The organism is Flavobacterium hankyongi, from assembly GCF_036840915.1.
In the GTDB taxonomy this organism is placed as follows: Bacteria; Bacteroidota; Bacteroidia; order Flavobacteriales; family Flavobacteriaceae; genus Flavobacterium; species Flavobacterium hankyongi.
Genome location: NZ_CP085725.1, coordinates 1,636,997 through 1,662,784, shown reverse-complemented (window position 1 = coordinate 1,662,784; position 25,788 = coordinate 1,636,997). Strand labels below are relative to the sequence as shown.

29 protein-coding genes are annotated in these 25,788 nt (G+C 31.8%); all 29 read left to right on the top strand.

Annotation, left to right across the window (positions count from 1 at the left end):
* The first annotated feature begins 113 nt into the window (after nt 1-113).
* Nucleotides 114-1,631 (top strand): HAL/PAL/TAL family ammonia-lyase, encoded by a 1,518-nt coding sequence (locus LJY17_RS07775; protein WP_264543275.1) that lies wholly within the window; start codon nt 114-116, stop codon nt 1,629-1,631.
* A 23-nt stretch (nt 1,632-1,654) separates the two neighbouring features.
* Nucleotides 1,655-2,776, top strand: coding sequence for a WG repeat-containing protein (locus LJY17_RS07770; RefSeq protein WP_264543274.1), 1,122 nt, complete (start codon nt 1,655-1,657; stop codon nt 2,774-2,776).
* 11 nt (nt 2,777-2,787) lie between these two features.
* Entirely contained in the window at nt 2,788-3,519 is a 732-nt protein-coding gene (gene fabG, locus LJY17_RS07765) for a 3-oxoacyl-ACP reductase FabG (RefSeq protein WP_264543273.1), read from the top strand.
* A 17-nt stretch (nt 3,520-3,536) separates the two neighbouring features.
* Complete coding sequence (locus LJY17_RS07760; protein ID WP_264543272.1) at nt 3,537-4,757, top strand: beta-ketoacyl-[acyl-carrier-protein] synthase family protein; 1,221 nt, start codon at nt 3,537-3,539, stop codon at nt 4,755-4,757.
* 11 nt (nt 4,758-4,768) lie between these two features.
* The gene (locus LJY17_RS07755; RefSeq protein ID WP_264543271.1) at nt 4,769-5,020 is read left to right on the top strand and encodes an acyl carrier protein; all 252 of its coding nucleotides are present in this window, start codon (nt 4,769-4,771) and stop codon (nt 5,018-5,020) included.
* Between the two features lie 5 nt (nt 5,021-5,025).
* On the top strand, nt 5,026-5,910 hold the full coding sequence (locus tag LJY17_RS07750; RefSeq protein WP_264543270.1) for a lipid A biosynthesis acyltransferase: 885 nt from the start codon (nt 5,026-5,028) through the stop codon (nt 5,908-5,910).
* Nucleotides 5,911-6,810 carry a dialkylrecorsinol condensing enzyme DarA gene (locus tag LJY17_RS07745; RefSeq protein ID WP_264543269.1) on the top strand — a complete coding sequence of 300 codons (900 nt, stop codon included), beginning with the start codon at nt 5,911-5,913 and terminating at the stop codon, nt 6,808-6,810.
* A 3-nt stretch (nt 6,811-6,813) separates the two neighbouring features.
* The gene (locus tag LJY17_RS07740; RefSeq protein ID WP_264543268.1) at nt 6,814-7,947 is read left to right on the top strand and encodes a beta-ketoacyl-ACP synthase III; all 1,134 of its coding nucleotides are present in this window, start codon (nt 6,814-6,816) and stop codon (nt 7,945-7,947) included.
* A complete protein-coding gene (locus tag LJY17_RS07735) occupies nt 7,947-8,384 on the top strand; it encodes a hypothetical protein (RefSeq protein WP_264543267.1) in 438 nt (145 codons plus the stop codon). The genes LJY17_RS07740 and LJY17_RS07735 overlap by 1 nt, the downstream gene beginning before the upstream one ends.
* 1 nt (nt 8,385) lies before the next feature.
* Nucleotides 8,386-8,844, top strand: a complete 459-nt coding sequence (locus tag LJY17_RS07730; protein ID WP_264543266.1) for an ABC transporter permease — start codon at nt 8,386-8,388, stop codon at nt 8,842-8,844.
* Nucleotide 8,845: 1 nt separating this feature from the next.
* A complete protein-coding gene (locus LJY17_RS07725; RefSeq protein WP_264543265.1) occupies nt 8,846-9,250 on the top strand; it encodes a hypothetical protein in 405 nt (134 codons plus the stop codon).
* Nucleotides 9,250-10,245, top strand: coding sequence for a BtrH N-terminal domain-containing protein (locus LJY17_RS07720; RefSeq protein WP_264543264.1), 996 nt, complete (start codon nt 9,250-9,252; stop codon nt 10,243-10,245). The genes LJY17_RS07725 and LJY17_RS07720 overlap by 1 nt, the downstream gene beginning before the upstream one ends.
* Before the next feature lie 3 nt (nt 10,246-10,248).
* On the top strand, nt 10,249-11,004 hold the full coding sequence (locus LJY17_RS07715; protein WP_264543263.1) for an ABC transporter ATP-binding protein: 756 nt from the start codon (nt 10,249-10,251) through the stop codon (nt 11,002-11,004).
* Complete coding sequence (locus LJY17_RS07710; RefSeq protein WP_264543262.1) at nt 10,994-12,280, top strand: ABC transporter permease; 1,287 nt, start codon at nt 10,994-10,996, stop codon at nt 12,278-12,280. The genes LJY17_RS07715 and LJY17_RS07710 overlap by 11 nt, the downstream gene beginning before the upstream one ends.
* On the top strand, nt 12,255-12,704 hold the full coding sequence (locus LJY17_RS07705; RefSeq protein ID WP_264543261.1) for an acyl-CoA thioesterase: 450 nt from the start codon (nt 12,255-12,257) through the stop codon (nt 12,702-12,704). The genes LJY17_RS07710 and LJY17_RS07705 overlap by 26 nt, the downstream gene beginning before the upstream one ends.
* Nucleotides 12,704-13,840: a beta-ketoacyl synthase N-terminal-like domain-containing protein gene (locus LJY17_RS07700; RefSeq protein ID WP_264543260.1), complete on the top strand. Its 1,137-nt coding sequence runs from the start codon at nt 12,704-12,706 to the stop codon at nt 13,838-13,840. Before LJY17_RS07705 ends, LJY17_RS07700 begins: the two co-directional genes overlap by 1 nt.
* Nucleotide 13,841: 1 nt before the next feature.
* A complete protein-coding gene (locus LJY17_RS07695) occupies nt 13,842-14,486 on the top strand; it encodes a 3-oxoacyl-ACP synthase (protein WP_264543259.1) in 645 nt (214 codons plus the stop codon).
* On the top strand, nt 14,474-14,731 hold the full coding sequence (locus tag LJY17_RS07690; RefSeq protein WP_264543258.1) for a phosphopantetheine-binding protein: 258 nt from the start codon (nt 14,474-14,476) through the stop codon (nt 14,729-14,731). The genes LJY17_RS07695 and LJY17_RS07690 overlap by 13 nt, the downstream gene beginning before the upstream one ends.
* Before the next feature lie 32 nt (nt 14,732-14,763).
* The gene (locus LJY17_RS07685; RefSeq protein ID WP_264543257.1) at nt 14,764-14,991 is read left to right on the top strand and encodes a four helix bundle protein; all 228 of its coding nucleotides are present in this window, start codon (nt 14,764-14,766) and stop codon (nt 14,989-14,991) included.
* 173 nt (nt 14,992-15,164) lie between these two features.
* Nucleotides 15,165-16,355, top strand: a complete 1,191-nt coding sequence (locus LJY17_RS07680; protein ID WP_264543256.1) for a beta-ketoacyl-[acyl-carrier-protein] synthase family protein — start codon at nt 15,165-15,167, stop codon at nt 16,353-16,355.
* 38 nt (nt 16,356-16,393) lie between these two features.
* Nucleotides 16,394-17,461 (top strand): beta-ketoacyl synthase N-terminal-like domain-containing protein, encoded by a 1,068-nt coding sequence (locus LJY17_RS07675; protein WP_264543255.1) that lies wholly within the window; start codon nt 16,394-16,396, stop codon nt 17,459-17,461.
* Nucleotides 17,448-18,212, top strand: a complete 765-nt coding sequence (locus LJY17_RS07670; RefSeq protein WP_264543254.1) for a polysaccharide deacetylase family protein — start codon at nt 17,448-17,450, stop codon at nt 18,210-18,212. Before LJY17_RS07675 ends, LJY17_RS07670 begins: the two co-directional genes overlap by 14 nt.
* Entirely contained in the window at nt 18,202-18,828 is a 627-nt protein-coding gene (locus LJY17_RS07665; protein WP_264543253.1) for a LolA family protein, read from the top strand. Before LJY17_RS07670 ends, LJY17_RS07665 begins: the two co-directional genes overlap by 11 nt.
* Nucleotides 18,806-19,426, top strand: coding sequence for a hypothetical protein (locus LJY17_RS07660; RefSeq protein WP_264543252.1), 621 nt, complete (start codon nt 18,806-18,808; stop codon nt 19,424-19,426). Before LJY17_RS07665 ends, LJY17_RS07660 begins: the two co-directional genes overlap by 23 nt.
* 13 nt (nt 19,427-19,439) lie before the next feature.
* The gene (locus LJY17_RS07655; protein ID WP_264543251.1) at nt 19,440-20,060 is read left to right on the top strand and encodes a porin family protein; all 621 of its coding nucleotides are present in this window, start codon (nt 19,440-19,442) and stop codon (nt 20,058-20,060) included.
* A gap of 19 nt (nt 20,061-20,079) precedes the next feature.
* Complete coding sequence (locus LJY17_RS07650; protein WP_264543250.1) at nt 20,080-20,451, top strand: 3-hydroxyacyl-ACP dehydratase; 372 nt, start codon at nt 20,080-20,082, stop codon at nt 20,449-20,451.
* Between the two features lies 1 nt (nt 20,452).
* Nucleotides 20,453-20,932 (top strand): hypothetical protein, encoded by a 480-nt coding sequence (locus LJY17_RS07645; RefSeq protein WP_264543249.1) that lies wholly within the window; start codon nt 20,453-20,455, stop codon nt 20,930-20,932.
* A 5-nt stretch (nt 20,933-20,937) separates the two neighbouring features.
* Nucleotides 20,938-22,116, top strand: coding sequence for a DUF2062 domain-containing protein (locus LJY17_RS07640; RefSeq protein ID WP_413614507.1), 1,179 nt, complete (start codon nt 20,938-20,940; stop codon nt 22,114-22,116).
* On the top strand, nt 22,117-25,788 hold the full coding sequence (locus LJY17_RS07635) for a 1-acyl-sn-glycerol-3-phosphate acyltransferase (RefSeq protein WP_264543248.1): 3,672 nt from the start codon (nt 22,117-22,119) through the stop codon (nt 25,786-25,788).

Genomic DNA, 25,788 nt, shown 5'->3' with positions numbered 1-25,788 from the left:
TTCTTTTTTTTTCTTAAGAAAATATTACTTTTGCGAGTTCAAATTAACTACATATATTTTGAAAATGAAAGCGAATATTAATTATATTTTCGCTTAAATAAAAAGAGCAATTGATGAGTACAATTAACGAGTATCTAAGTCTAAAGGAGTTTGAAGACATTGTGTTTAAAAATAACCCTGTACAAATAAGTGATAACGTTCTCGAAAGAGTTTCGGATAGTTTCGAATTTCTTAAAGAATTTTCTGGGAATAAAGTCATTTACGGTGTAAATACAGGCTTTGGACCAATGGCACAATATCGTATCAAAGATGAGGATCGTTTACAATTGCAATATAATTTAATAAGAAGTCATTCGTCAGGAACAGGAAAGCCTTTAAGTCCAATATATGTTAAGTCAGCAATTTTAGCAAGACTAAATACATTGTCTTTAGGGAATTCTGGTGTTCATCCCTCTCTTATTGTATTGATGAAAGAATTTATCAATAGAGATATAACTCCTTTGATTTTTGAGCATGGTGGAGTAGGGGCAAGTGGTGACTTAGTGCAATTAGCTCATTTAGCACTTACTTTAATAGGTGAAGGTGAAGTTTTTTATAAAGGAGAAAGAAGATCTACTAAAGAAGTTTTCGAAATAGAAGGATTACAACCTATTAATGTAGAGATTCGAGAAGGTCTTGCCTTGATGAACGGAACATCGGTAATGACTGGTATAGGAATTGTAAATGTTTATAATGCTCAAAAAGTATTAGATTGGTCAATAAAAATTTCTTGTGCTATCAATGAATTGGTACAAGCTTATGATGATCATTTATCTGAGGAGTTAAATGGTGTTAAACATCATTTTGGACAACAAGAGATCGCTAGAAAAATGAGAAGTCATTTAACTGATAGTTCTTTAGTGAGAAAAAGAGAAGATCATTTGTACTCTGGAGAAAATACAGAAGATGTATTTAAAGAAAAGGTTCAAGAATACTATTCTTTAAGATGTGTACCTCAAATTTTAGGGCCAGTTTTAGATACTATAAATGGAGTTGCAAAAGTTTTGGAGAATGAAATAAACTCTGCTAATGATAACCCAATTATAGATGTAAAGAATAAGCATGTTTATCATGGTGGTAATTTTCATGGAGACTACATTTCATTAGAGATGGATAAATTGAAAATTGTTGTTACTAAACTTACAATGCTTGCGGAAAGACAATTGAATTACTTGTTGAATTCTAAAATTAATGAAATTTTACCTCCTTTTGTAAATTTAGGGACTTTAGGGTTTAACTTTGGTATGCAAGGAGTTCAGTTTACGGCAGTTTCTACTACTGCAGAGAGTCAGACTTTGTCAAATCCAATGTATGTTCATAGTATTCCTAATAATAATGACAATCAGGATATAGTGAGCATGGGGACAAATGCGGCTGTGATGGCAGGAAAAGTAGTTGAAAATGCATTTGAAGTTTTGGCTATCGAGTTAATTACGGTTGTTCAAGCCATAGATGCTTTAGGTTTTAAAGGACAGGTGTCTTCAACTACTAAAGCAATGTATGATGAGGTGAGAAAAATTGTACCTGAATTTAAAGATGATATGATAATGTATCCTTTTGTTCAAAAAGTAAAAGATTATTTGATGGTTTAATAAGTTAGAATTTTAAACAAATTATGAAAAAGTTTCTTATTTTATTTATTGTTTTTGCTCAGTCGGTTCTAGGACAAGAGCTAGCTCTTGTAAAAAGTGACGGTAAGTTTGGTTATATAAGTAAGATTGGAGAGTATGCTATAGAACCTAAATTTAAAGTGGCTAAAAATTTTTCAGATGGTTTAGCTGCTGCAGAAGAAGATTATAAATGGGGTTTTATTGACATAAAAGGAAACTGGGTCATTAAACCAACCTTTGATGATGTTAAATATTTTAATAGCGGAATTTGTGTTGTGGCTAAAGATAAACAATGGTTCTATATTAATAAAAAAGGTGAAACTTTAAAGATGCCTCCATCTGATAAAGTATATGATTTTGATGAAGGAGTAGCTGTAATCAAACAAGATGAAAAAATAGGTTTGATAAATACAAAGGGAGATATTATTGTTCAGCCATCGTATCAAATTATTAAATCTTTTTCTGATGGATTTGCTCAGGTGAAAAAAGATAACAAATGGGGAGTTATAGATAAAACAGGGAAGGTTGTTGTGAGTATCGAGTACGACGATTTAGGAGATATTTATAAAAGCATTACTTGGGGTAAAAAAGGAGAGATATTTGGCTTGATTGTTGCTAATAAATTCACCGCAATAGAAGGTGTAACCAAAATTTGGGATTTTGAGACTAGTGATTTTACTTATGCTAAAAAAGGTGAAAAAGTTGGCTTTATAGATTTAAAAGGAAATTGGGTTATTCAACCAAAATTCGATAAAGCTAGAGCATTTGTTAAAAACCTTGCACCAGTATGCGAAGGGAAAAAATGGGGATACGTTGATATGAAAGGTAATTATGTTGTTAAACCAATCTATGATGATGCTGAAGTTTTTAGTAAAGATGGATTTGCACCTGTTAAAGAAAAAGAATGGGGTTTTATAGATACAACAGGTAAAATGATTATCCCAGCAAATTATCAAATCTCAGCTGGAGGATTAGCAGGATTATTCAAAAAAAATAATGATAAAGGTTTTATTAACGGATTAGCAAGAGTCGCTATAAAATCAGAAAAAAAATATTGTTTCCTAAAAACTGATGGCAGCGTGTTAGGAAATAAAAAATTTGAACAAGCAGAATTATTTCAAAAATAAAAAAATAACAGATGAAATGTGCCTTAATTACAGGTGGCTCAAGAGGAATCGGGAGTGCCATTTGTCAAAAAATAGCTCAGGAGGGTAATTATCACATCCTTATTAATTATCAAGGAAACCAAGAAGCAGCCGAAGCTACTTTAGCAAAAGTTAAAGAGTTGGGTGCAACTGGTGAAATTATCAAATTTAATGTAGCTGATGCGGATGAGGTTAAAAATGCATTAACAACTTGGCAAGAAGCAAATCCTGATGCTGTAGTAGAGGTAATTGTAAATAATGCCGGAATTACGCGTGATGGGTTGTTTATGTGGATGTCTCAGGAAGATTGGAACAGTGTTATTAATACTAGTTTAAATGGATTTTTTAACGTGACTAATTTCTTTATTCAAAAATTATTAAGAAATAAATATGGGCGAATAGTTAATATGGTATCAGTTTCTGGGGTAAAAGGAACAGCTGGACAAACAAACTATTCTGCTGCAAAAGGAGCTGTAGTAGCTGCAACTAAGGCATTAGCACAAGAGGTTGCAAAAAGAAATATTACTGTAAATGCTGTGGCACCTGGATTTATCAGAACTGATATGACAGGAGAATTAGATGAAAAAGAATTGGTGAAATTAATACCAGCCAATCGTTTTGGAGAAGCAGAAGAAGTAGCTGATTTAGTTGCTTTCTTAGCCTCAAGAAAAGCAGGATATATTACAGGAGAAGTTATTAATATAAACGGAGGAATTTATTCATAAAATTACTTATTTAAAAAATGGATAAAAGAGTAGTAATTACCGGAATGGGAATTTATTCTTGTATAGGAACTTCATTAGAAGAGGTTAAAAACTCATTGTATGAAGGAAAATCAGGAATAATCTATGATGAAGAAAGAAAACAATTTGGTTTCCGGTCTGCTTTAACTGGTGCTGTTCCAAAACCTGATCTAAAAAATCTTCTTAACAGAAGACAAAGAATTAGTGTAGGGGAGGAGACCGAGTATGCTTATATGGCAACTATTGAAGCACTTAAAAATGCTAATATAGATGATGCATTTTTTGATGAAAATGAAGTAGGGATTATTTATGGTAATGATAGTGTTTCTTTAGCTATTATTGAAGCTACTGATATTATAAGAGAAAAAAAAGATACTACACTTATAGGTTCTGGAGCAATTTTCAAATCGATGAATTCTACAGTAACCATGAATCTTTCAACTATTTTTAGATTGAAAGGTGTTAACCTTACTATTAGTGCAGCTTGTGCTAGTGGATCACATTCGGTTGGTTTGGGATATCACTTAATTAAAAGTGGTCTCCAAGACATGATTATCTGCGGAGGAGCGCAAGAAATAAACAAATATGCGATGGCAAGCTTTGATGGTCTAGGTGTATTTTCTACAGATGAAGATAATCCAACAAAAGCATCTCGTCCGTTTGATGCTTCGCGTAATGGTTTAGTGCCTTCTGGTGGAGGTGCAACTTTAATATTAGAAAGTTATGAATCTGCTATAAAAAGAGGCGCTCCAATTATTGCAGAAGTTGTAGGTTATGGATTTTCATCAAACGGAGGACATATTTCTACACCCAATGTTGATGGTCCTGCTATTGCTATGAGAAGAGCTTTAGAGCAAGCGAATATAAAACCCAGTCAAATTGATTACATAAATGCCCACGCAACATCAACACCAGTTGGTGATGCAAATGAGGCGAAAGCCATTTTTGAAATTTTTGGCGAAAGTAATCCTCCGGTGAGTTCAACTAAGTCAATGACTGGCCATGAATGTTGGATGGCAGGTGCTAGTGAAGTGATTTATTCGATTTTAATGATGCAAAATTCGTTTGTAGCCCCAAACATTAATTTGGAGAATCCAGATGAGGATTCAAAAAAATTAAATATTGCAACAACTACAATAAATAAAAAAATTGACATATTTTTGTCAAATTCTTTCGGATTTGGAGGAACGAATTCGGCTTTAGTAATAAAAAAAGTATAGTGATTTAAGAAATGAGCAAAGAAGAGATTATCGAAATTGTAAACGGTTTTTTGGTTGACGAATTTGAGGTGGATGGTGATACAATTTCGCCTGAGGCTAATTTAAAAGATACATTAGGTTTAGATAGTTTAGACTATGTTGACTTGGTGGTAATTATTGAATCAAATTTTGGAGTAAAACTTGGTGAAGCTGATTTTGTTGGCGTTGATACATTTCAAAAGTTTTATGATTTAATTGAAAATAAAATCATAGCAAAAGGCTAAATCAAATGAGTGAGTGGGACGGAAAATCGAAAGGTTCGCTCCTCGGATATAAAATTTTTGTATACTGTATAAAAAAGCTCGGAATCAAAGCAGCTTATTCTGTCTTGATTTTTGTAGCTTTTTATTATTTTATATTTGAGAAGCGCTCTAATAGAGCAATCTTTTATTATTTTAATAAAAGATTAGGTTACTCGTACCTAAAATCTATCTGGTCGGTTTATAAAAGTTACTTTGTTTTTGGACAAACAATTATTGATAAAACGGCAATTTCTGCTGGACTTCGAGATAAATTCACTTATGAGTTTGATGGAGTAGAATTACTTAAGAAACTTTTAGCTGAGAAAAAGGGTGGTGTTTTAATTAGTGCACATGTTGGGAACTTTGAAATTGCTGAACATTTTTTTGGAGAAATCGATTTGGATTTTCAAATCAATTTAGTGACAACAGACATGGAACATTCTGTGATTAAAGAATACCTAGAAAGTGTCACTAAAAAATCCTCAATAAAATTTATTATTGTTAGAGAAGATTTATCTCATATTTTCGAAATCAACAATGCCTTGGCAAACAACGAATTGATTTGTTTTACAGGAGATAGGTATTTTGAAGGTACAAAAACATTAACAGAAGAGTTGTTAGGGCAAGAAACAAATTTCCCAGCAGGGCCATTTCTAATTGCATCACGTTTAAAAGTACCCGTTTTATTTGTGTATGTTATGAAAGAGGCAAACTTGCATTATCATTTATATGCGCGTGAGTCTGATGCAAAACATAGGGATGAAAAAGGGTTATTGAAGGCATACACTTCTAGTGTAGAAAAAATGCTTTTGAGATATCCATTGCAATGGTTTAATTATTTCGATTTTTGGAATTCTTTAAATAAAAAGTAAATGAAAAATGTTCTAGTACTATATTACACGCAATCAGGACAGTTGGAAGAAATTGTTAGAAATCTTTCTACCCCTTTATTATCGAGTTCAGATATTAATCTTACGTTTTGTGATATTAGTCTAGAGAAACCTTTTCCATTTCCTTGGGAAAAAGCTGCTTTTTTTGATGCTTTTCCAGAATCTTTTTTACACATACCATCAAAAGTTCTTCCTCCATCAGATGAGGTTTTGAATAAAAAATATGATTTGATAATTTTAGGTTACCAAGTCTGGTATTTGTCACCATCTATTCCAGTAAATTCATTTTTACAAAGCGAATATGCTAAAACACTTTTTAACGAAACTCCTGTTGTAACAGTTATTGGAGCTAGAAATATGTGGGTTATGGCGCAGGAAAAGATGAAAGGGATTTTGAAAAATCTTAATGCTAAACTAGTAGGAAATATTGCTCTTGTTGACCGACACATAAATCATGTCAGCGTTATAACGATTGTGAATTGGATGTTTTCTGGGAAAAAAGAACAGTCTGGTTTTTTACCAAAAGCAGGTGTTTCAGATGAAGAAATAAATGGAGCATCAAAATTTGGTGAAGTTATCTTAAATCACCTAAAAAATGATTCTTTTGAGTATCTTCAAGAAAATTTGTTAGAAAAGGATGCTGTCGAAATAAGGCCGTTTTTAATAGAAATGGACAAAAAGGCAAACAAAATGTTTAAAAAATGGGCTAATTTGATCATTAAAAGACCAAATTCACGCCCAAAATTACTAAAGGGATTTAATGTTTATTTATTGGTTGCAATCTGGTTAATTTCACCAATTGTATATATATTGCACCTTTTAAAATATCCATTGGTTTTCAATAAAATCAAAAAAGAAAAAGCCTACTATAGAGGAGTTTAAAATATGTTTGAAGTTTACATAACAAAATCAGGAAAGTTTTTGCCTAATAAGCCTGTTTCAAATGATGAAATGGAGTCTTTTCTTGGTTTAATTAATAATACGGCATCTAAAGCCAGAAGAATAATTTTACGTAATAATGGAATTGTTACTCGTTACTATGCTTTAGATCAAAATGGAATGCCTACACATACTAATGCAGAACTTGCAAATAATGCTATTAAAGAGCTTTATGATGATACGTTCACTGCAAAAGATGTAGAGTTGTTGTCTTGTGGTACTTCAACTCCAGATAATCTATTGCCATCACACGCTGCAATGGTACATGGATTGATGAAAAACCAATCGGTAGAACTTAATTCATCATCAGGAGTATGTAATGCAGGGATGAATGCCTTGAAATTTGGTTATCTATCAGTCAAGTCAGGGAATACAAACAACGCGGTTTGTACAGGTTCAGAGAGAGTTTCGACTTGGATGAAAGCTGAAAAATTTGAAAACGAAATTGTTAATCTAAAGAATTTAGAAGAGCAACCAATTATTGCTTTCAAAAAAGATTTTTTACGTTGGATGTTGTCTGATGGAGCCGCTGCATTTTTACTTGAAAATAAGCCAAAAGGAGAAAATCCATTAAAAATAGAATGGATGGAAGCTTTTTCATACGCCCATGAGTTAGAAGCTTGTATGTATGCTGGTGGAGATAAGCAAGAAGACGGAAGTATTAAGCCATGGAGTGATTATAATGCTAGTGAATGGCTTACAGAATCTGTTTTTTCTATCAAGCAAGATGTGAAAATATTAGATCAGCATATTCTTGAAAAAGGTGCTTTGAGTATGAAAGAGGCGATGGATAAAAATAATATCACTGTAGATGATATTACTTATTTCTTACCACACGTTTCTTCTCATTATTTTGTACAGGGATTATATAGAAACCTTGCCGAAAAAGGAATTGAGGTTCCTATGGAAAAATGGTTTATGAACTTGAAGAACGTTGGAAACGTTGGATCTGCTTCAATTTATTTAATGCTTGAAGAATTAATGAATTCAGGAAAACTTAAAAAAGGAGATAAAATATTATTATCTGTTCCTGAAAGTGGAAGATTCTCTTACGCGTATGCTTATTTAACTGTTTGCTAATGGAAAATACAACGTTACCAATATTGGATGCTACATTTGTAGGAAGTTTAATTCCTCAAAAATTTCCATTTGTAATGGTCGATAAACTTATATCATTTTCAGAAAATGAAGTTGTAGCAGGTTTAGAAGTTTCTACAGATAATATATTTGAAAAGCAAGGAGTTTTTCAAGAATCAGGAGTTATAGAGCATATGGCACAATCTGTAGCATTATTTACAGGTTATCAATTTTATTTAAAAAATGAGCCAGCACCAACAGGATATATCGGTTCTATAAAATCTATTGAAATTTTAGAATTACCTAAAGTAGAAGAAAATGTTATCACAACAGTAAGTGTACTTCATGAATTTATGGGAGTTACTTTAGTAGATATTGTTTCTCGTGTAAATGATAAAGAAATTGCCAAAGGGCAAATGAAAACCGTTTTAGCAAGTTAAGATGCAGACTTACGAAAATACCATAGAGATTCAAAACTTTTTGCCCCATAGAGCACCAATGCTTATGGTTGATTTGATTTTGGAACTTAATGAGCAAAATGTTAAAACAATTTTCGAAATAAAAAGCGATAACTTATTTGTTGGAGATAATCATTTTGCTGAAACAGGACTTATCGAAAATGCTGCACAAACGTGTTCAGCAATCGTGGGTCAAACATTTTTTCTAGATGAAAATAATGATGTAAAAGATGACGTTGAAGTCATTGGTTTTATTAGCGGAATAAAAAAGATTACTATTCATAAACTTCCAAAAGTTGGAGAAGTAATTAGAACTGAAGCGACTTTAAGTTCACGTTTTGATTCTGATAATTACTGTATTTGTACAATGGAATGTAAAACTTTTGTAGAAGAAGAAATTCTGTTCGAAACAGAAATCAATTTATTCATTCAAGAAAAGTAAAATGAAAAAGGAAGAGGTACCACAGGATAAAAGCAATCTTTCAAAAGGAAACCTGAAAGAGCTTTGCTATGCTACAGATGAGAATGGTAATTATACTACAGCATTAAGTACTGGTTGGGAACCTAAAACAATAGCATTAGAGCAATCTATGCAAGAAATTAATGAGCGTATTGAGCAAGCAAAAGCTGACGTAAAATCAGGTTTGGTAAGCCCAATCGTTTATTTCATGGAAGTTTGTAAAATGGATTGGATGACACTTGCAGGTTATGTAGGTATGTGGACATGGAGAGTGAAACGTCATGGAAAACCTTCTGTTTTTAAAAAATTAAACGATAAGATTTTGGCAAAATATGCCGAGGCTTTTGAAATATCAGTTGAAGAACTAAAAAATTATAAAGGAGAATAATGGAGACGGGTTTTGTTCATCATCAATCAGCACACTGTGAAAACGGAGTTGCTTCAAATTTATTAAAATACCACGGAATTAATATTAGTGAACCAATGGTTTTCGGTATTGGTTCTGGATTATTCTTTTTTTACCTACCATTATTAAAAGTCAATCATGCCCCGGCAATTAGTTATAGACCAATGCCTGGATTCATTTTCAACAAAGCTGCAAAAAGATTAGGGATTAAGGTTAAAAGAGTTAAATTCTCAAATCCACAATCGGCTCAAAAAGCATTAGAAGAAAATTTAAAAAATAATATACCATCAGGATTACAGGTTGGAGTGTATAATCTTACCTATTTTCCAGATGAATATCGTTTCCATTTTAACGCCCATAATTTAGTAGTTTATGGGAAAAAAGACGACACTTTCTTAATTAGTGATCCAGTTATGGAAACGGTTACTACACTTACTGAAAAGGAGTTGGAAAAAGTACGTTTTGCTAAAGGAGCTTTGGCGCCTAAAGGGCAAATGTACTACCCAGTTAATATTCCTACCGATTTAGATTGGGAAACTGCAATTAAAAAAGGAATCAAAAATACTTGTAATGATATGTTGGCTCCAGTGCCTATTGTAGGTGTTGCTGCTATGCGATTTCTTGCAAGAAGCATCCGTAAATGGCCAGTTAAAAAAGGTGTGAAAGTGGCTAATCATTATTTGGCACAAATGGTTCGTATGCAGGAGGAAATTGGTACAGGTGGTGGTGGATTCCGTTTTATTTATGCTGCATTTTTGCAAGAAGCAGCTGTAATATTAAAGAATGATTCATTAAAAGAGCTTTCTACAGAAATGACTACAATTGGTGATTTATGGAGAGATTTTGCTGTAAATGCTGCTAGAGTATATAAAAACAGAAGCAATCAAACGGATGTTTATAATAGTCTTGCAGATGAATTGGTTCATATTTCAAACTTAGAAGAAGCTTTTTTTAAGAAATTAAAAAAAGCAATTTAATTTATGGGAGTGCCAATAATTCATATTAATGAGCTTTATAAAAAGTATAAAGATTCCGAAGATTTTTCTGTTCAGAATTTAAATTTACAAATTGAAGAAAAAGAAATCTTTGGTTTGTTGGGGCCAAACGGAGCTGGAAAAACGACTTTAATCTCTATGCTATGTGGTTTAATTAAACCTACTTCAGGAAAATTTACCATAGATTCACTTTCATACGATAAAAACGCTACACAAATCAAAAAGACGATTGGAGTTGTACCACAGGAATATGCTTTGTATCCTACTTTAACGGCTCGCGAAAACCTTCGTTATTTCGGTAGTATGTATGGTTTAAAAGGAAAAGAACTTTGCCAAAAGGTAGATGCTGCTTTGGAGCATTTAGGTCTCTTAAAGTTTGCTGATAAAAAGGTGGAAACTTTCTCAGGAGGTATGAAACGCCGAGTGAATTTAATCGCTGGAATACTTCATAATCCAAAGGTTTTATTTTTAGATGAACCTACTGTTGGTGTCGATGTACAATCTAAAAATGTAATAATAGAATATCTGAAAGAATTAAATGCAGGAGGAACTTCAATTATATATACTTCTCATCATTTAACCGAAGCACAAGACTTTTGTACTCATATTGCTATTATAGATAGAGGGACAATTTATGCGCAAGGAACTCCTGAAGGATTAATTGCACAAACAGAAAATGCTCATAATCTTGAAGATGTGTTTATTTCATTAACTGGTAAAGAATTACGTGATGATGCATAAGTTTTTAATGTCGGTTTATAAAGAAATTCTTTTACTTAAAAGAGATTTTGGTGGGTTGGTCATTTTGTTTGTAATGCCTTTGGTACTTATTGTAACTATTACATTAATACAAGACAGTACTTTCAAAGCTGTTTCCGATGCTAAAATTCCTGTTTTATTAGTAGATAATGACCAGGGTGATATTTCGAAAACGGTAAAGCAAAATTTAAACGAAAGTGGTTCTTTTGAAATTGTTACCGAAATTGATGCTAAAAAAATTACTGAAGACATAGCCAAAGATGCTGTTTTTAAAGGGAAATATCAATTAGCAATAGTTATCCCTGAAAAATTAAGTTCCGATTTACAATTAAAAGTGAATCAAAATGTAAACAAGATTTTGAGTAATTTCGGAATGGAAGACAGCACAAAAGTGGCTTCTGTAAACAAAGAAATACTTCCAAAAGAAGTAAAACTATACTTTGACCCAGCTACTCAATTGACTTTTAAAAATGGTGTGAAAAGTGCTATCGATAAAATGATTTCTCAAATCGAAAATAAATCGATTTATGCAACTTTTCAAGACCAATTAGGAGAAGGAGATGCTCCAATTTTCGATCAAAAAAGCTTTATTTCATTCAAAGAAATTGTTCCTAAAATAGATAATAAAGAAATCGTTCCCAATTCGGTACAACACAACGTACCAGCTTGGACATTGTTTGCCATATTTTTTGTTGTGGTGCCATTATCTATCAATATAGTAAAAGAAAAAAGCCAAGGAACATTAATACGATTAATTACGAATCCAGTTCCCTATGCTATAGTTATTTTAGGTAAAACAGCTACCTATTTAATTATATGTATGATACAATTTTGGCTGATGGTTGCTGTTGGTGTTTATCTTTTCCCATATTTAGGATTACCTATTTTGGATATTGAGGGTAGAATGCTTTTAATGAGTACAGTAGCTTTATTCTCTGGCCTTGCAGCTATTGGTTTTGGAATATTGTTAGGTACAATTGCAAAAACACAAGAACAATCAGCGCCTTTTGGGGCAACATCAGTGGTTATTTTAGCGGCAATAGGAGGCGTTTGGGTTCCGGTTTTTGCCATGCCTAAAATCATGCAATATGCTTCACATATTTCTCCTATGAACTGGGGGCTAAATGCTTTTTATGATGTGTTGTTACGTAGCGGAGGTTTTGTCGAAATTCTGCCGGAAATATTTTTATTACTTTTGTTTTTTATAATTACAACGACTATTGCTATAGGTTATGATAAGAAAAAAAGAGCAGTATAATGAAGTAACTGAATTAACCGTATCGAAAAAAATTCGTGTACGTTTTAATGAAACCGATCCTTTAGGAATCGTGTGGCACGGCTATTATATTACTTATTTTGAAGATGGAAGAGAAGCTTTTGGCCGTAAACATGGAATATCGTATCTAGATGTTCATCGTAACGGATACACAACGCCTATTGTAAAGTCAGAATGTGAGCATAAACTCTCATTGCGTTATGGAGATGTAGCTCGTATAGAGACTACAATTGTTAATACTCCAGCGGCTAAAATGATTTTTAGATATAAGATTTTTGACGCTAACGAAAAAGTAGTTTGTACGGGAGAAACCATTCAGGTTTTTGTAGATGCCAAAGGAGATTTGGTGTTAAATTTGCCACCTTTTTTTGAAGAATGGAAACGTAAGATAGGATTGTTGAAGTAATGAAGAAAAGCGTTTACATTACAGCGAGTAATTGCATAACACCTTTGGGTTTTGATGTGGTTTCCAATTGGGAAGCGCTTCAAAAAAACATTTCAGGTATTAAAAAGCATCAGGATGTTGGTCAATTGGAGTCGTTTTATGCTTCAGTTGTAGATCAAGAAGCATTAGAATTGGCTTTTGACAAGGTAGAAAGTGGTAACAATTTTACCAAACTCGAGAAAATGATGATACTGGCTTTACAGCCTTTGGTGAAAGGAAATAAAATCACTAAAAAAATAGCCTTTATTTTTTCGAGTACTAAAGGAAATATTAGTCTTTTGGAAGATGAAAAGATTTCTGTCGAAAGTGCTCAATTAGCTCTGTTAGCTAAGAAAATAAGCACTTATTTTGGATTTGAAACGGAGCCGATTGTGGTTTCAAACGCTTGTGTTTCTGGAATTTTAGCAGTTTCGGTTGCCAAACGAATGATTCAATCAGGTCTTTACGATGATGCTTTTGTGGTAGCAGGAGATGAAGTTTCAGAATTTGTGCTTTCGGGATTCAATTCCTTTCAGGCAATGAGTACAGAACCTTGTATGCCTTACGATGCGAATCGCACAGGAGTAACGCTTGGAGAAGCTGTTGCCGCGGTTTATATTACTGCTGATGAAGCTCAAGTTGAACCAAATAGTTTTAAAATTATTGGTGACGGAGCGGTAAATGATGCAAATCATATTTCAGGGCCATCGAGAACAGGTGAAGGTTTGTTTAGAAGTATAGAAAGTGCTTTGAAAGAAGCAAAAATAGATAAAAATAAAATAAAATATATATCTGCACACGGAACTGCTACTTTGTACAATGACGAAATGGAAGCTATTGCTTTTAATCGTTTAGGGTTGCAAGAAGTGCCCGTGAATAGTATGAAAGGCTATTATGGTCATACGCTTGGGGCTTCTGGATTATTGGAAACCGTTTTGGCGATGGAAAGTGCCAAGCAAAATCGTTTGATTATCTCTAAAGGGTATTCTAATTTAGGGGTAAGTCAGTCTATTAATGTAATTACTGAAAATCAAGAAGTCGAGATAGATTATTTTCTGAAGACAGCTTCAGGTTTTGGAGGTTGCAATACGGCAGTACTATTTGAAAAAGTGAAATAAATTGGAATTTAATAGTTACATATCGGCAAGTTGTATCATCGAAGACAATAGCGTTTTCCTTTCGGGGGAAAATCAGTTTGTTTTGGAGGATGCTACTTTCTCAGAATTTTCAAAAGCAGTGTACAAGAAATTTGAGATAGAGTATCCCAAATTTTTTAAAATGGACAATTTGAGTAAATTAGCCTTTTTATCTGCGGAATTACTTTTGAAAGATATGGCAAATTCTAATGAAGAAGAAAACGACATCGCTTTAGTTTTTGCCAATCGTTCGTCAAGTTTGGATACAGATGTGAAATATCAGGAATCAATAGCAAGCAAAGAAAATTATTTTCCAAGCCCAGCGGTTTTTGTTTATACACTTCCTAATATTTGCATAGGAGAAATTAGTATCAAACACAATTTAAAATCGGAAAATGCATTTTTTGTTTTTGAAGAATTTCCTTCGGAATTTATGTTGCATTATGCCAATAATCTTCTAGAATCCAAAAAGGCAGAGAAAGTGCTTTGCGGTTGGACAGAATTATATCAAGAAAAATATAAAGCAGTGTTATATTTGGTGGAAAAGAATCCTACAAATACTTCTTGCAAAGAACATAACTTAGAATCGATAAAACAATTATATACAAATACATTATGGACGCTTTAAAACAAGAATTAAAATCTAAGATCATTGAAGTTTTAAACTTAGAAGATATTGCAGTAGAAGATATTAACAATGATGATGCACTTTTCGGTGACGGTTTAGGATTGGATTCTATTGATGCTTTAGAATTAATCGTATTGTTAGACAAAGACTATGGTATCAAATTGACAGATCCAAAAGAAGGAAAAAACATTTTCCAGTCAATCGATACAATGGCTGCTTATATCACTGCAAACAGAACTAAATAAAATTAGAAATCAGAGATCAGAAATTAGAAAACATGAGTTCAGAACTAAAACTTAGAACAAAACAGTTTTCAATTTCTATTTTTGAAATAGTAGATTTATTACCAAACAAAACTTCAGTTAAAGTTGTAAGTTATCAATTGGCCAAATCAGGTAGTTCTGTTGGAGCAAATTACAGAGAAGCTTGTAGAGCAAGAAGTAATAAAGAGTTTATTGCTAAAATGAATATAGTTTTAGAAGAAGCTGATGAAACGTTATTTTGACTTGAAATAATTAAAGAGTTTGAGTGGATAGATTTAAATGTTCTTGAAAAAGTATTAAAAGAATCGAATGAATTAACAGCTATATTTGTTACAATTCTAAAAAAGATGAATTTAAAAGAAAATTCAAATTAGGTTAGTTTTCTAACTTCTAATTTCTAAAATCTAATTTTAAAATGAAAGTTGCAATAACAGGAATGGGAATCATTTCTTCTATTGGGAAAACCGTAGAAGAGAATTACAACGCACTGGTAACAGGACAAAAAGGGATTTCTTCAATTGAAAATTTCCACACGGTTCATAAAGATGTTATCAAAGTCGGGGAAATTAAATTAACCAATCCACAATTAGAGCAACTTCTTGGACTAACTCCTGATAATAATTATTCCAGAACGGCAATGTTGGGAGCATATGCCGCCAAAAAAGCGGTTGAAGATGCTGGAATTACCAATCTAAATGATTGTCGTTCGGGTTTGATTTCATCAACAAGTGTTGGTGGAATGGACATGACTGAGAAGTATTATTACGAATACTTCGAAGATGAAACATGTCAAAAATACATTAGTAGCCATGATGCTGGAGATTCATCTCATAAAATAGCAGAATATATTGGTTTAGAAGGTTTCGTGTCAACGATAAGTACAGCATGTTCATCAGCGGCGAATGCTATTATGATGGGCGCACGTATGATTCAGCAAGGAAAACTAGATCGAGTAATTGTAGGTGGGACCGATGCTTTGGCAAAATTCACCATCAATGGTTTTAAAACTCTGATGATTTTATCGGATACCTATAACACTCCCTTTGATAATAACCGTAAAGGATTGAATTTAGGTGAAGCTGCTGCTTTCTTGGTTTTAGAATCGGATGAATTAGTTCAAAAATCAAATAAAAAAGTTTTGGCGTACGTTTCTGGTTTTGGCAATGCTAACGATGCTTATCATCAAACGGCTTCTTCAGAAAATGGAGATGGTGCCTTTTTAGCAATGGAAAAAGCACTGAAAATTGCTGGACTTGAGCCTTCACATATTGATTACGTTAATGCTCATGGAACTGCTACACCTAACAATGATTTGTCAGAAGGTCGTGCTTTGATCCGTATTTTTGGTGATACAACTCCAGAATTCAGTTCTACTAAAGCCTTTACAGGTCATACTTTGGCAGCTGCGGCGGCTATCGAGGCAGTGTATAGCGTTTTGGCTTTGCAGAACAATGTTATTTTCCCGAATCTGAATTTTGTAACTCCTATGGAAGAATTCAATCTGATTCCGCAGACTACATTAAAAAATAAAGAAATCAAACACGTATTGTCAAATTCTTTCGGTTTTGGAGGAAATTGTTCTACGGTTATATTTTCAAAAAATTAAAAAGACTACACTTTAAACTGTTTAAAATAGAATAAGAGATGAAAGGTTGCTATATCAATGGAATGGGAATCGTATCGGTTCAAAAAACATTTGATTCGGAGTTTTTGAGCGAAATGACCATTAATGAAACTGAAAATGTGTTGTATGCGCAGCAACCCTCTTATAAAGAAATGATTCCTCCTGCGATGATTCGTCGTATGGCCAAAGGGGTAAAAATGGGAATTTATGCTTCAACTAAAGCACTGGAAGAAGCAGAAATCAAAAATCCCGATGCTATCATTACCGGTACCGGAATGGGTTGTGTTGAGGATTCGGAAAAATTTCTAAAAGCCATTTTAGACAATGATGAGCAATTTTTAACACCTACATCTTTTATTCAATCGACACACAATACGGTTGGGGCTCAAATCGCACTTGGATTGCAATGTAAAAACTACAATTTTACCTATGTTAATGGAGCTGTTTCTATGGAAACCGCTTTGATCGATGCCAAAATGCAGTTGGATAATAATGAAGTTACCAATGTTTTAGTGGGTGGTATTGATGAGACTTCTCAACATACTTTAGACTTGTTTAAATTGGTTCAAGTTATTAAAAGTGAAGAAGATAAACCTTATTCGGTTTTGAATTCAAACTCTAAAGGTGTTGTATTTGGTGAAGGAGCTAACTTTTTTGCTCTAGCAAACACTTCAACTGATACAACCTATGCTAAAATTGAGGACGTTAGTATATACAGTGCTTTGCAACCAGAAAAAGTAGCAAATTTTGTTACCGAATTTTTAAAGGCAAATGGTTTATCAGTTTCTGATATTGATGCAGTTGTTTTCGGAAATAACGGTGATGCATCTTATGATGATTATTATAAAATTTCTTCAACATTGTTTAATGAAACGCCTCAAGCTTTCTACAAACATTTAAGTGGAGAGTACAATACGGCTTCAGGTTTTGGATTGTGGATTGCTGCAAACATCATGAAACAACAACAAATTCCAGCTATTGTTCAAATGAATGGTTTAGAAAAAGAATCATATAAAACGATTTTACTCTATAATCAATATCTTGGTAAAGATCACAGTTTAATTCTGCTTAAAAATGTCAAAGCATAAATTCAGTATTGTTCTGGCATTGTGCTTTCTAGTACTACTTTTTGTTATTAGGGCAGATTGGGGGTGGTATATATTACTTTTTTTAGGATTTATAGGAATTACCAGTTGGGGTTCATTTGATATTCGTTTGAATTATTTCTTAAAAGCCTATTCAAACAATCCGAATGAAAATGACAAGAGAATAGCTCTTACATTTGATGATGGTCCACATGAAATGACTGATAAAGTTTTGGATCTTCTTTTACAATACAATGCCAAAGGAACTTTTTTCTGCATTGGAACACAAATTGAAAAACATCCTGACATTTTACAACGAATTGTAAGCGAAGGACATACTGTTGGGAATCATACGTATTCACATTCTAAGTCTTTTGGTTTCTTTTCGACAAATGAAGTTGAACAAGAAATTACTCAAACAAATACTTTATTAGAAAATAAAATTCAAAAAAAATCACTTCTTTTTAGACCTCCTTTTGGAGTTACTAATCCTAATGTAGCTAAGGCAATTGCAAAAACTGGACATTCTGTAATAGGTTGGAATATAAGATCTTTAGATACAGTAATTGAAGATGAATCACAAATTTTAGAACGCATAAAAAAGAGAATTCAATCGGGTGGAATTATATTGCTTCACGACACTTCTTTAAAAACAGTGAATGTATTGGAACAGTTATTGCTATTTTTGCAATCGGAGAATTATCAAATGATAACCGTAGATGAATTATTGAATATTTCGGCTTATGAAAACTAGATTATATACAGTCATACTTTTACTTTTTGTTTTAATAGGTTTTGCCCAAGAACAAAAAATGTCAAATTCAGAAATTACAAATTTTAAAGCTGAAGTGACTAAAGAAACGAAAAGTATAAAAACACTTAAAACTGATTTTGTACAGTACAAACACATGGACTTTTTATCAAAAGACATAGAAACTTCTGGTAAAATGGCTTTTAAAGCATCAAATTTGCTTAATTGGCAGTATACAAAACCATATCAATATAGTATTGTTTTTAAAAACAATAAAATATATATCAACGATCAAGGGAATAAGAGTACTGTTGATGCAAAAAGTAAAATGTTTGAAAAGATCAACAAACTTATTGTAGGAAGTGTGAGTGGAAATATGTTTGATGATAATGAATTTACAATTGTTTATTATAAAACTAAAGATTTTAATATTGCAAAATTGTTTCCTAAGACAGCTACGATTAAAAAGTACATTAAGGAAGTAAATTTATTTTTTCCTGAAAATGAGTCGACTGTTTCGCAAGTTAAACTTATAGAACCTTCGGGCGATTACACAAAAATTGTATTTAAAAACAAGCAAGTTAATGCAAAAATTGATGATTCGGCTTTTACTAATTAGTGCTCTTTTATTTCAATTAGTATCCTGTAAACCATATCAGGTACAGAATTCTGTTGTTAAGCAAACTTCTATAAAAGAGTTTAAAAATCCCTATTTTGATAATCCAGAGATAGATTATGTTTATAAAGCTCAAATAGAGGTTTATGGAAATAAACTAGGTGGAATTTTTGTTGCCAAAAAAATATCAGATTCAGTACATAGGGTTGTTTTTACAACCGAATTTGGAAATAAATTGATGGATTTTGAATTGTCCGATAATGAGTTTAAAGTAAATTATATCATTGAGCAATTAGATAAAAAAATTATTTTAAATACACTGAAAGAAGATTTTAGATTATTGCTTAAAGTTCATCATCAAATAAATCAATCTTTTGAAAATGATTTATTCAATGTTTACAAATCAAATAACGATAAAAGATTTATTTATTTTTTCATTAATAGGAATGACAATAAATTGATCAAATTGATAAGTGCCTCAAAATATAAAGAAAAGGTAGTTTTCGAATTTGAGTCAAAAAACACTACTTTTGCCGAGATGATTAGGATCAATCATAAAAACATTAAATTAAAAATTGAATTAAATCAAATCATTAATTAACCTAGAATTTCGAATGAAAAAAACAATTATTGTAGCATTTTTATGCTTTTTAGGAATTACACAAGTTAATGCACAGTCTAAGTTTAGACCTGGAATTAGAGGAGGAGCCAACTTTGCTCATTTAACTCAAACAGATAACCCAAATGAAAAGTATAGTACTAGAACTGATTTTTATATTGGTGCTTTTGGTGCTTTAAACTTGTCTAAAGTGTATACACTTCAGCCAGAGATTAACTATACTAGACAAGGAGCTAAATATGAGTATATTGATGTGGATAATAGACGTTATAATTCAGAAATTAAAGTTTCTTATTTATCACTTGGGGTAGCTAATAAATTCAAATTTGATAAATTCAATATTCATCTTGGGCCTACTCTTGATATCAAAGTTAAAGATGCTGGAAAAAAATTAGGGACTGCTTATAATGATGGTTATTATTATAATAATGATTACTATTATAATGATGATTTAACAGCTATCGATTTTGCATTCTTTTTAGGAGCTGGATTTGATATTACAAAAAACTTCGGAATAGAAGCTAGAATTAAAAAAGGAATAATTCCTGTTAATGATAATGGTGATTGGGATTCTACAAATGTTGTTTTCCAAACAGGTATCACTTATACATTCTAATAAAATAAAGATTACAAACATGTTACTAAAAGATTTTTATACTGTCGAGAAATTAGAAAATATTGCTGAAGGCAAATACAATGCAGTTGTTTTGCTTAATAGAGAGCATGACATTTTTAAAGGACACTTTCCTGGAAATCCTGTAACACCAGGTGTTTGTATGATGCAAATTATCAAAGAACTTACTCAGGAAATTCTGGGTAGTTCTTTGTTTATGAAAAGTTCTTCTAATGTCAAATTTATGGCACTTATCAATCCTGATAACAACCCAAAATTGGATTTAGAGCTTGAAATTTCTGGTGATTTAGTATCAGAAATTAAAGTAAAAAACACTACAAGGTTTGATGAAACTGTAGCTCTTAAATTAACGAATACTTATATAAAAGCATAAAGTGAAATCTTTAGTAATAATATTGTTTACTTTTTTCTCTTTCATCCAAAATCCATCAGATGTAAGAGATCAATATTATGCAGCTTCAAAAAGCAAACAAAATGCTGAGAAGTTTTACAATTTGTTAGCTAAATATAATAAAGACAACAAAACAATGCTTGCTTATAAAGGAGCAGCATTAGCTTTAAAATCAAAATACGCTTCAGATAGAAAAGATAAAAAAGATTTATTTATCGAAGGGGTTACAACACTTGAAAGCTCTGTAAAGCAAGAGCCAAACAATGCTGAAATAAGACTAATTAGATTAAGCGTTCAAGAAAACACACCAAAGTTTTTAAAATACAAGGCTAATATTGATGAAGATAAAAAAATGATTGTGAGTTCGTTTGAAAAGCAATCAAAGGATTTGAAAGAATACATTAAAACCTACATAAATCAGTCTAAAATTTTTACCGAAGCTGAAAAGCAAAAAATAAAATAACACACATGTATTCTGCAGTATCTGTTTCAGAAAGAATGATAAAAATGAATGTTTGTGTTATTATCCCTACTTATAATAATCATAAGACATTGCAGCGAGTTTTAGATGGAGTTCTAGAACTAACTAATAGTGTTATAGTAGTAAATGATGGTTCTACAGATACTACTTCTCAAATACTTAATGAGTACAAAAGAATTACCTTAATCACCGTTGGTAAAAACCAAGGTAAAGGAAATGCTTTAAAAGAAGGTTTTCGAAAAGCGAAGTCATTAGGTTTTGATTATGCAATTACTATCGACTCAGACGGTCAGCATTTTCCTGATGATATTTCTGTTTTTCTTGATGCTCTAGAAAGCGAAGAAAAAGATGTTTTGTTGATAGGAAGCCGAAACATGTCTCATGAAAGTGTTCCTAAAAAAAGCAGTTTTGGAAATAAATTTTCAAATTTCTGGTTTTGGTTCGAAACAGGAATTGAATTGAATGACACGCAATCGGGATACCGACTTTATCCTTTGAATGCTATTCCGAATAAGTTTTTTACCAAAAAATTTGAATTCGAAATAGAAATCATTGTCCGTACAGCTTGGAATGATATCCCAGTAAAAAATGTACCAATAAAAGTGCTGTACGATCCAACTGAAAGGGTTTCACATTTTAGACCTTTTCGCGATTTCACCCGAATCAGTATTTTAAATACTGTTTTGGTTCTTTTATTATTCCTATATATTAAACCAAGAAATTTTTTCAGGAGTTTCAAAAAAAAAAGTTTTATAGCTTTTTTTAAAGAAGATGTGCTTTCTAGTTCAGATTCTAATCTAAAAAAAGCGCTTTCTATTGCTCTAGGAGTATTTTGCGGTATTGCTCCATTTTGGGGATTTCAAACGGCAATGGTAATTTCTGTAGCAGTACTTCTTCGTTGGAATAAGGCATTAGCCTTTACTTTTTCGAACGTAAGTATTCCTCCCATGATTCCCTTTATAATCTATGGTTCTTTAAAAGTAGGAGGTCTTTTTGTAGAAGACAAAGCAAAATTCACTTTTGGCAATCCTATTACCTTTAATCATGTAAAAACCAACATTGTTCAATATCTTATTGGAAGTTTTATTTTAGCAACTGTTATGGCATTTATTTTTGGGGTTGGAAGTTATTTAGTACTTTCGCTTTCCAAAAAATCAAAAAAGTAAATGCATCGTTTTTTTATCAAAATTCATCAGTTTGTAGAGCAAAACAAGTGGTTGGCAGTATCAATTGCTGCTTTGATTTTGTTGATTTTTGGTTTTTTAGCTTCAAAAATTAAATTTGAAGAAGACATAACGAGAATTATTCCTAAAAATGAAAAGTCAGATGTAACAGCTAAAGTACTTCAGCAGTTAAAGTTTTCTGATAAAATCACTGTTATTATAGAAAAGGATAAAAACGGTTCAGTCGATGATTTGTCTGAAGCTGCTGATGTTTTTTTAGATTCTGTTCAAAGCTGTAATGACTATATAAAAGACATACAAGGTAAAGTTGACGAAGAAAATATTCAGGAAACTTTTCAGTTTGTTTACGATAATTTGCCGCTGTTTTTAAACGACAAAGATTATCAACAAATTCAACAAAAAATCAATAAAGATAGTATTGCTGTTCAAGTAGATAAAAATTACAAAACATTAATTTCTCCAACAGGAATTGTAGCCAAAGATTTTATTGTAAATGATCCGTTAGGTATTTCATTTATAGCATTAAAAAAACTTCAACAATTGAGTGTTGGTGACGAATTTCAGCTTAAAAATGGTTATGTTATCACTAAAGATGAATCAAAACTTTTACTTTTTATCAATCCAAAGCTAGGAGGTAGTGAAACAGAAAAAAATACCGCTTTTGCAGATAAGTTGTATTCAATTAAAGATGCACTAAACAGTCATTTTAAAGGAAAAGTCTCTGTTGATTATTTCGGTTCTTCTTTGATAGCAGTGGCCAATGCAAAACAAATAAAAACAGATATTATCACTACCATTTTTGCTTCACTTGGAGCTTTGTTACTGATTTTAATTCTGTTTTACCGAAAAATATATGTTCCTATAATCATCTTTATTCCAACGTTATTTGGTGTAGCAATTGCCATAGCGAGTTTGGTATTCTTAGAAGGAACAATTTCAGCTATTTCTTTAAGTGTTGGTGCGGTTTTATTGGGAGTCACGATTGATTATTCATTGCATATCATGACGCATTACCGACATAATAGTGATGTAGATACTTTGTATAAAGACATTACAATGCCTTTAATTATGAGTAGTACAACAACAGCAGTTGCATTTTTGTGCTTACTTTTTGTGAACTCTGAGGCATTAAAAGATTTAGGCATTTTTGCTGCTATAAGTGTAATGGTATCGGCAATTTTTTCATTGTTAATCATTCCACACTTATATAAGCCAAAGAACGATGAGACTATCGAAAGAAAAACAGTTTTAGACAAAGTAGCTGGTTTTTCATTCGAAAAAAATAAATTCTTAATTATAGCTAGTGTATTAGTTGTAGTTGTAAGCTTTTTTACCTTCGGGAATGTTAAGTTCAATAACAATCTGTCTGATTTAAATTTTATTCCTTCCGAAATAAAACAAGCAGAGGCAAAATTGGAAAGTTCTTCAAATTTGACTTCAAAATCGATTTACTTGGCTTCTTATGGAAATTCATTTGAAGAAGCTTTACAAAACAATAGTAAACTTTTTAATAATCTTTCCGACCAAAAAAACAGTAAGCAAATTTTAAATTTTAGCTCTATTGGAGGAATAGTATTGTCTAAAGAAGATCAACTAAAAAAAATCCAACAATGGAATTCGTTTTGGACTTCTCAAAAGAAAGAGTTTGTTAAAAATAATTTGATAAGCAATGGAAATTCATTAGGTTTTAAAGCAGAAACACATCAAAATTTCTATGATTTATTGGATATGAAATTCAATCCAATTGGTTTTACTGAATATGCTTCAATGAAAGCATTATTTTTAAACGAGTTTGTTACCGAGAAGAATGGTTTTTATACGATTTCATCTGTAGCTAAAATTTCAAATTCGCAAAGAGACAATTTTGTCAAAAGAATGGATACTCACAAAGAAGTAATTACCATCGATAGACAACAAATGAATGAAACATTTTTAGGCAAACTTAGAGATGATTTTAATAGCCTAATTAATTATTCGTTTATTGCAGTTATCGTTATCCTATTTGTCTTTTTTAGACGAATCGAATTGGTTATTGTGAGTGCTATTCCTATTGCTATTACAGGGATTGTTACAGCTGGAATAATGAGCATTTTTAATATTCAGCTTAATATTTTTAGTTTAATAGTTTGTACATTGATATTTGGTCATGGTGTCGATTTTAGTATCTTCATGACAAGTGCTTTACAAAAAGAATACACTAACGGAAAAAATGAAATGAAAACGTATCGTATTTCAATCATTTTAGCAGCACTTACGACTATTTTGGCCATTGGAGCGTTAGTGTTTGCGAAACATCCAGCTTTAAGATCTATTTCATCGGTATCATTAATTGGGGTTTTTGCAGCACTTATTATAACGTTTATAGTGTATCCTATTCTATATAGATTTTGTTTCTTCAACAGAGTTAAAAAAGGGAATGTTCCTATAACGATTTTTACTTTTTTACATTCGGTTGTTTCATTATTGTATTATAGTTTGGGCGGAATTTTACTCTCAACCGTTGGTAGATTTTTGCTAAAAATTATTCCCATCAATCCCGAAAAGAAAATGCTTTTCTTTAGAAAAGTCATGGCGAGATTTGTGACTTCAGTATTATATTCTAACCCTTTTGTAAAAAAGCAAGTTATAAATAAAGCGGGCGAGAAATTTGATAAACCAGCAGTGATAATTGCTAATCATACATCGGTTTTAGATACTTTAGCTTTAGGAATGGTAACACATAAAATTGTGTATTTGGTAAATGACTGGGTTTATAACTCTCCAATTTTTGGTAAAGCAGTTCGAGCAATGGGCTACTATCCCGTTTCGCAAGGAATTGAAGGAGGTGTAGATCATCTTCGTGAAAAAATAGAACAAGGTTATTCATTAATGATTTTCCCAGAAGGAACGCGTTCCGATGATAATGTAGTAAAGCGTTTTCATAAAGGGGCATTTTTCTTGGCTCAAGAATATAATTTAGATATTTTACCAATTTATATTCATGGTAATTCTGAAACATCTCCAAAAGGTGATTTTATGATTCATAACGAAAGTATAAGCGTTGTTATTGAAGATAGAATTAAAGCATCAGATATTTCATTTGGAGCAGATTATACCGAAAGATCTAAAAAAATAAACAAGTTTTATCGTCAGCAGTTTGCAAAAATTAGAAGCGAATATGAAGATGAAAATTACTTTAGAAATAAATTGTTCTCAAGCTTTTTATACAAAGAAGAAGAAATTGTAAAAACGGTTAAAGCTGATTTTGAAAATCGTAAATCAATATATTATCAACTAAATAAAGTTATAGCTGATGATGCAAAAATTTTGCATTTAGCAAATGATTTTGGTCAAATAGATTTTATGCTGACAATACAGGAGCCTAAGCGTAGAATTCAGAGTTATATTACTGATATTGAAAAAAGAGAAGTTGCCACAACAAATTATTTGGTTAAAAGAAGAGAAATAAAATATTTAGATTCAACAGAATCAAGTATTAATTATTCAGTTTTACTTATTTCTGAAGTTGATGATAAAGAATTAGAAAATTTAGTTTTACCTTCAAGTTTAAATAAAGTTGTTATTATTTCAAATTTTGATTCTAAAAGTCATTTTGAAAAAGTAGGTTTTAAAATTGAGACTGAAAGCCAAAACATCATAGTATTAGTAAAGTAA

What these genes read in the sequence shown, in the direction of transcription:
- LJY17_RS07775 (WP_264543275.1), top strand. Translation starts at nt 114, where the DNA reads ATGAGTACAATTAACGAGTATCTAAGTCTAAAGGAGTTTGAAGACATT.
- LJY17_RS07770 (WP_264543274.1), top strand. Translation starts at nt 1,655, where the DNA reads ATGAAAAAGTTTCTTATTTTATTTATTGTTTTTGCTCAGTCGGTTCTA.
- fabG (WP_264543273.1), top strand. Translation starts at nt 2,788, where the DNA reads ATGAAATGTGCCTTAATTACAGGTGGCTCAAGAGGAATCGGGAGTGCC.
- LJY17_RS07760 (WP_264543272.1), top strand. Translation starts at nt 3,537, where the DNA reads ATGGATAAAAGAGTAGTAATTACCGGAATGGGAATTTATTCTTGTATA.
- LJY17_RS07755 (WP_264543271.1), top strand. Translation starts at nt 4,769, where the DNA reads ATGAGCAAAGAAGAGATTATCGAAATTGTAAACGGTTTTTTGGTTGAC.
- LJY17_RS07750 (WP_264543270.1), top strand. Translation starts at nt 5,026, where the DNA reads ATGAGTGAGTGGGACGGAAAATCGAAAGGTTCGCTCCTCGGATATAAA.
- LJY17_RS07745 (WP_264543269.1), top strand. Translation starts at nt 5,911, where the DNA reads ATGAAAAATGTTCTAGTACTATATTACACGCAATCAGGACAGTTGGAA.
- LJY17_RS07740 (WP_264543268.1), top strand. Translation starts at nt 6,814, where the DNA reads ATGTTTGAAGTTTACATAACAAAATCAGGAAAGTTTTTGCCTAATAAG.
- LJY17_RS07735 (WP_264543267.1), top strand. Translation starts at nt 7,947, where the DNA reads ATGGAAAATACAACGTTACCAATATTGGATGCTACATTTGTAGGAAGT.
- LJY17_RS07730 (WP_264543266.1), top strand. Translation starts at nt 8,386, where the DNA reads ATGCAGACTTACGAAAATACCATAGAGATTCAAAACTTTTTGCCCCAT.
- LJY17_RS07725 (WP_264543265.1), top strand. Translation starts at nt 8,846, where the DNA reads ATGAAAAAGGAAGAGGTACCACAGGATAAAAGCAATCTTTCAAAAGGA.
- LJY17_RS07720 (WP_264543264.1), top strand. Translation starts at nt 9,250, where the DNA reads ATGGAGACGGGTTTTGTTCATCATCAATCAGCACACTGTGAAAACGGA.
- LJY17_RS07715 (WP_264543263.1), top strand. Translation starts at nt 10,249, where the DNA reads ATGGGAGTGCCAATAATTCATATTAATGAGCTTTATAAAAAGTATAAA.
- LJY17_RS07710 (WP_264543262.1), top strand. Translation starts at nt 10,994, where the DNA reads ATGATGCATAAGTTTTTAATGTCGGTTTATAAAGAAATTCTTTTACTT.
- LJY17_RS07705 (WP_264543261.1), top strand. Translation starts at nt 12,255, where the DNA reads ATGATAAGAAAAAAAGAGCAGTATAATGAAGTAACTGAATTAACCGTA.
- LJY17_RS07700 (WP_264543260.1), top strand. Translation starts at nt 12,704, where the DNA reads ATGAAGAAAAGCGTTTACATTACAGCGAGTAATTGCATAACACCTTTG.
- LJY17_RS07690 (WP_264543258.1), top strand. Translation starts at nt 14,474, where the DNA reads ATGGACGCTTTAAAACAAGAATTAAAATCTAAGATCATTGAAGTTTTA.
- LJY17_RS07685 (WP_264543257.1), top strand. Translation starts at nt 14,764, where the DNA reads ATGAGTTCAGAACTAAAACTTAGAACAAAACAGTTTTCAATTTCTATT.
- LJY17_RS07680 (WP_264543256.1), top strand. Translation starts at nt 15,165, where the DNA reads ATGAAAGTTGCAATAACAGGAATGGGAATCATTTCTTCTATTGGGAAA.
- LJY17_RS07675 (WP_264543255.1), top strand. Translation starts at nt 16,394, where the DNA reads ATGAAAGGTTGCTATATCAATGGAATGGGAATCGTATCGGTTCAAAAA.
- LJY17_RS07670 (WP_264543254.1), top strand. Translation starts at nt 17,448, where the DNA reads ATGTCAAAGCATAAATTCAGTATTGTTCTGGCATTGTGCTTTCTAGTA.
- LJY17_RS07665 (WP_264543253.1), top strand. Translation starts at nt 18,202, where the DNA reads ATGAAAACTAGATTATATACAGTCATACTTTTACTTTTTGTTTTAATA.
- LJY17_RS07660 (WP_264543252.1), top strand. Translation starts at nt 18,806, where the DNA reads ATGATTCGGCTTTTACTAATTAGTGCTCTTTTATTTCAATTAGTATCC.
- LJY17_RS07655 (WP_264543251.1), top strand. Translation starts at nt 19,440, where the DNA reads ATGAAAAAAACAATTATTGTAGCATTTTTATGCTTTTTAGGAATTACA.
- LJY17_RS07650 (WP_264543250.1), top strand. Translation starts at nt 20,080, where the DNA reads ATGTTACTAAAAGATTTTTATACTGTCGAGAAATTAGAAAATATTGCT.
- LJY17_RS07640 (WP_413614507.1), top strand. Translation starts at nt 20,938, where the DNA reads ATGTATTCTGCAGTATCTGTTTCAGAAAGAATGATAAAAATGAATGTT.
- LJY17_RS07635 (WP_264543248.1), top strand. Translation starts at nt 22,117, where the DNA reads ATGCATCGTTTTTTTATCAAAATTCATCAGTTTGTAGAGCAAAACAAG.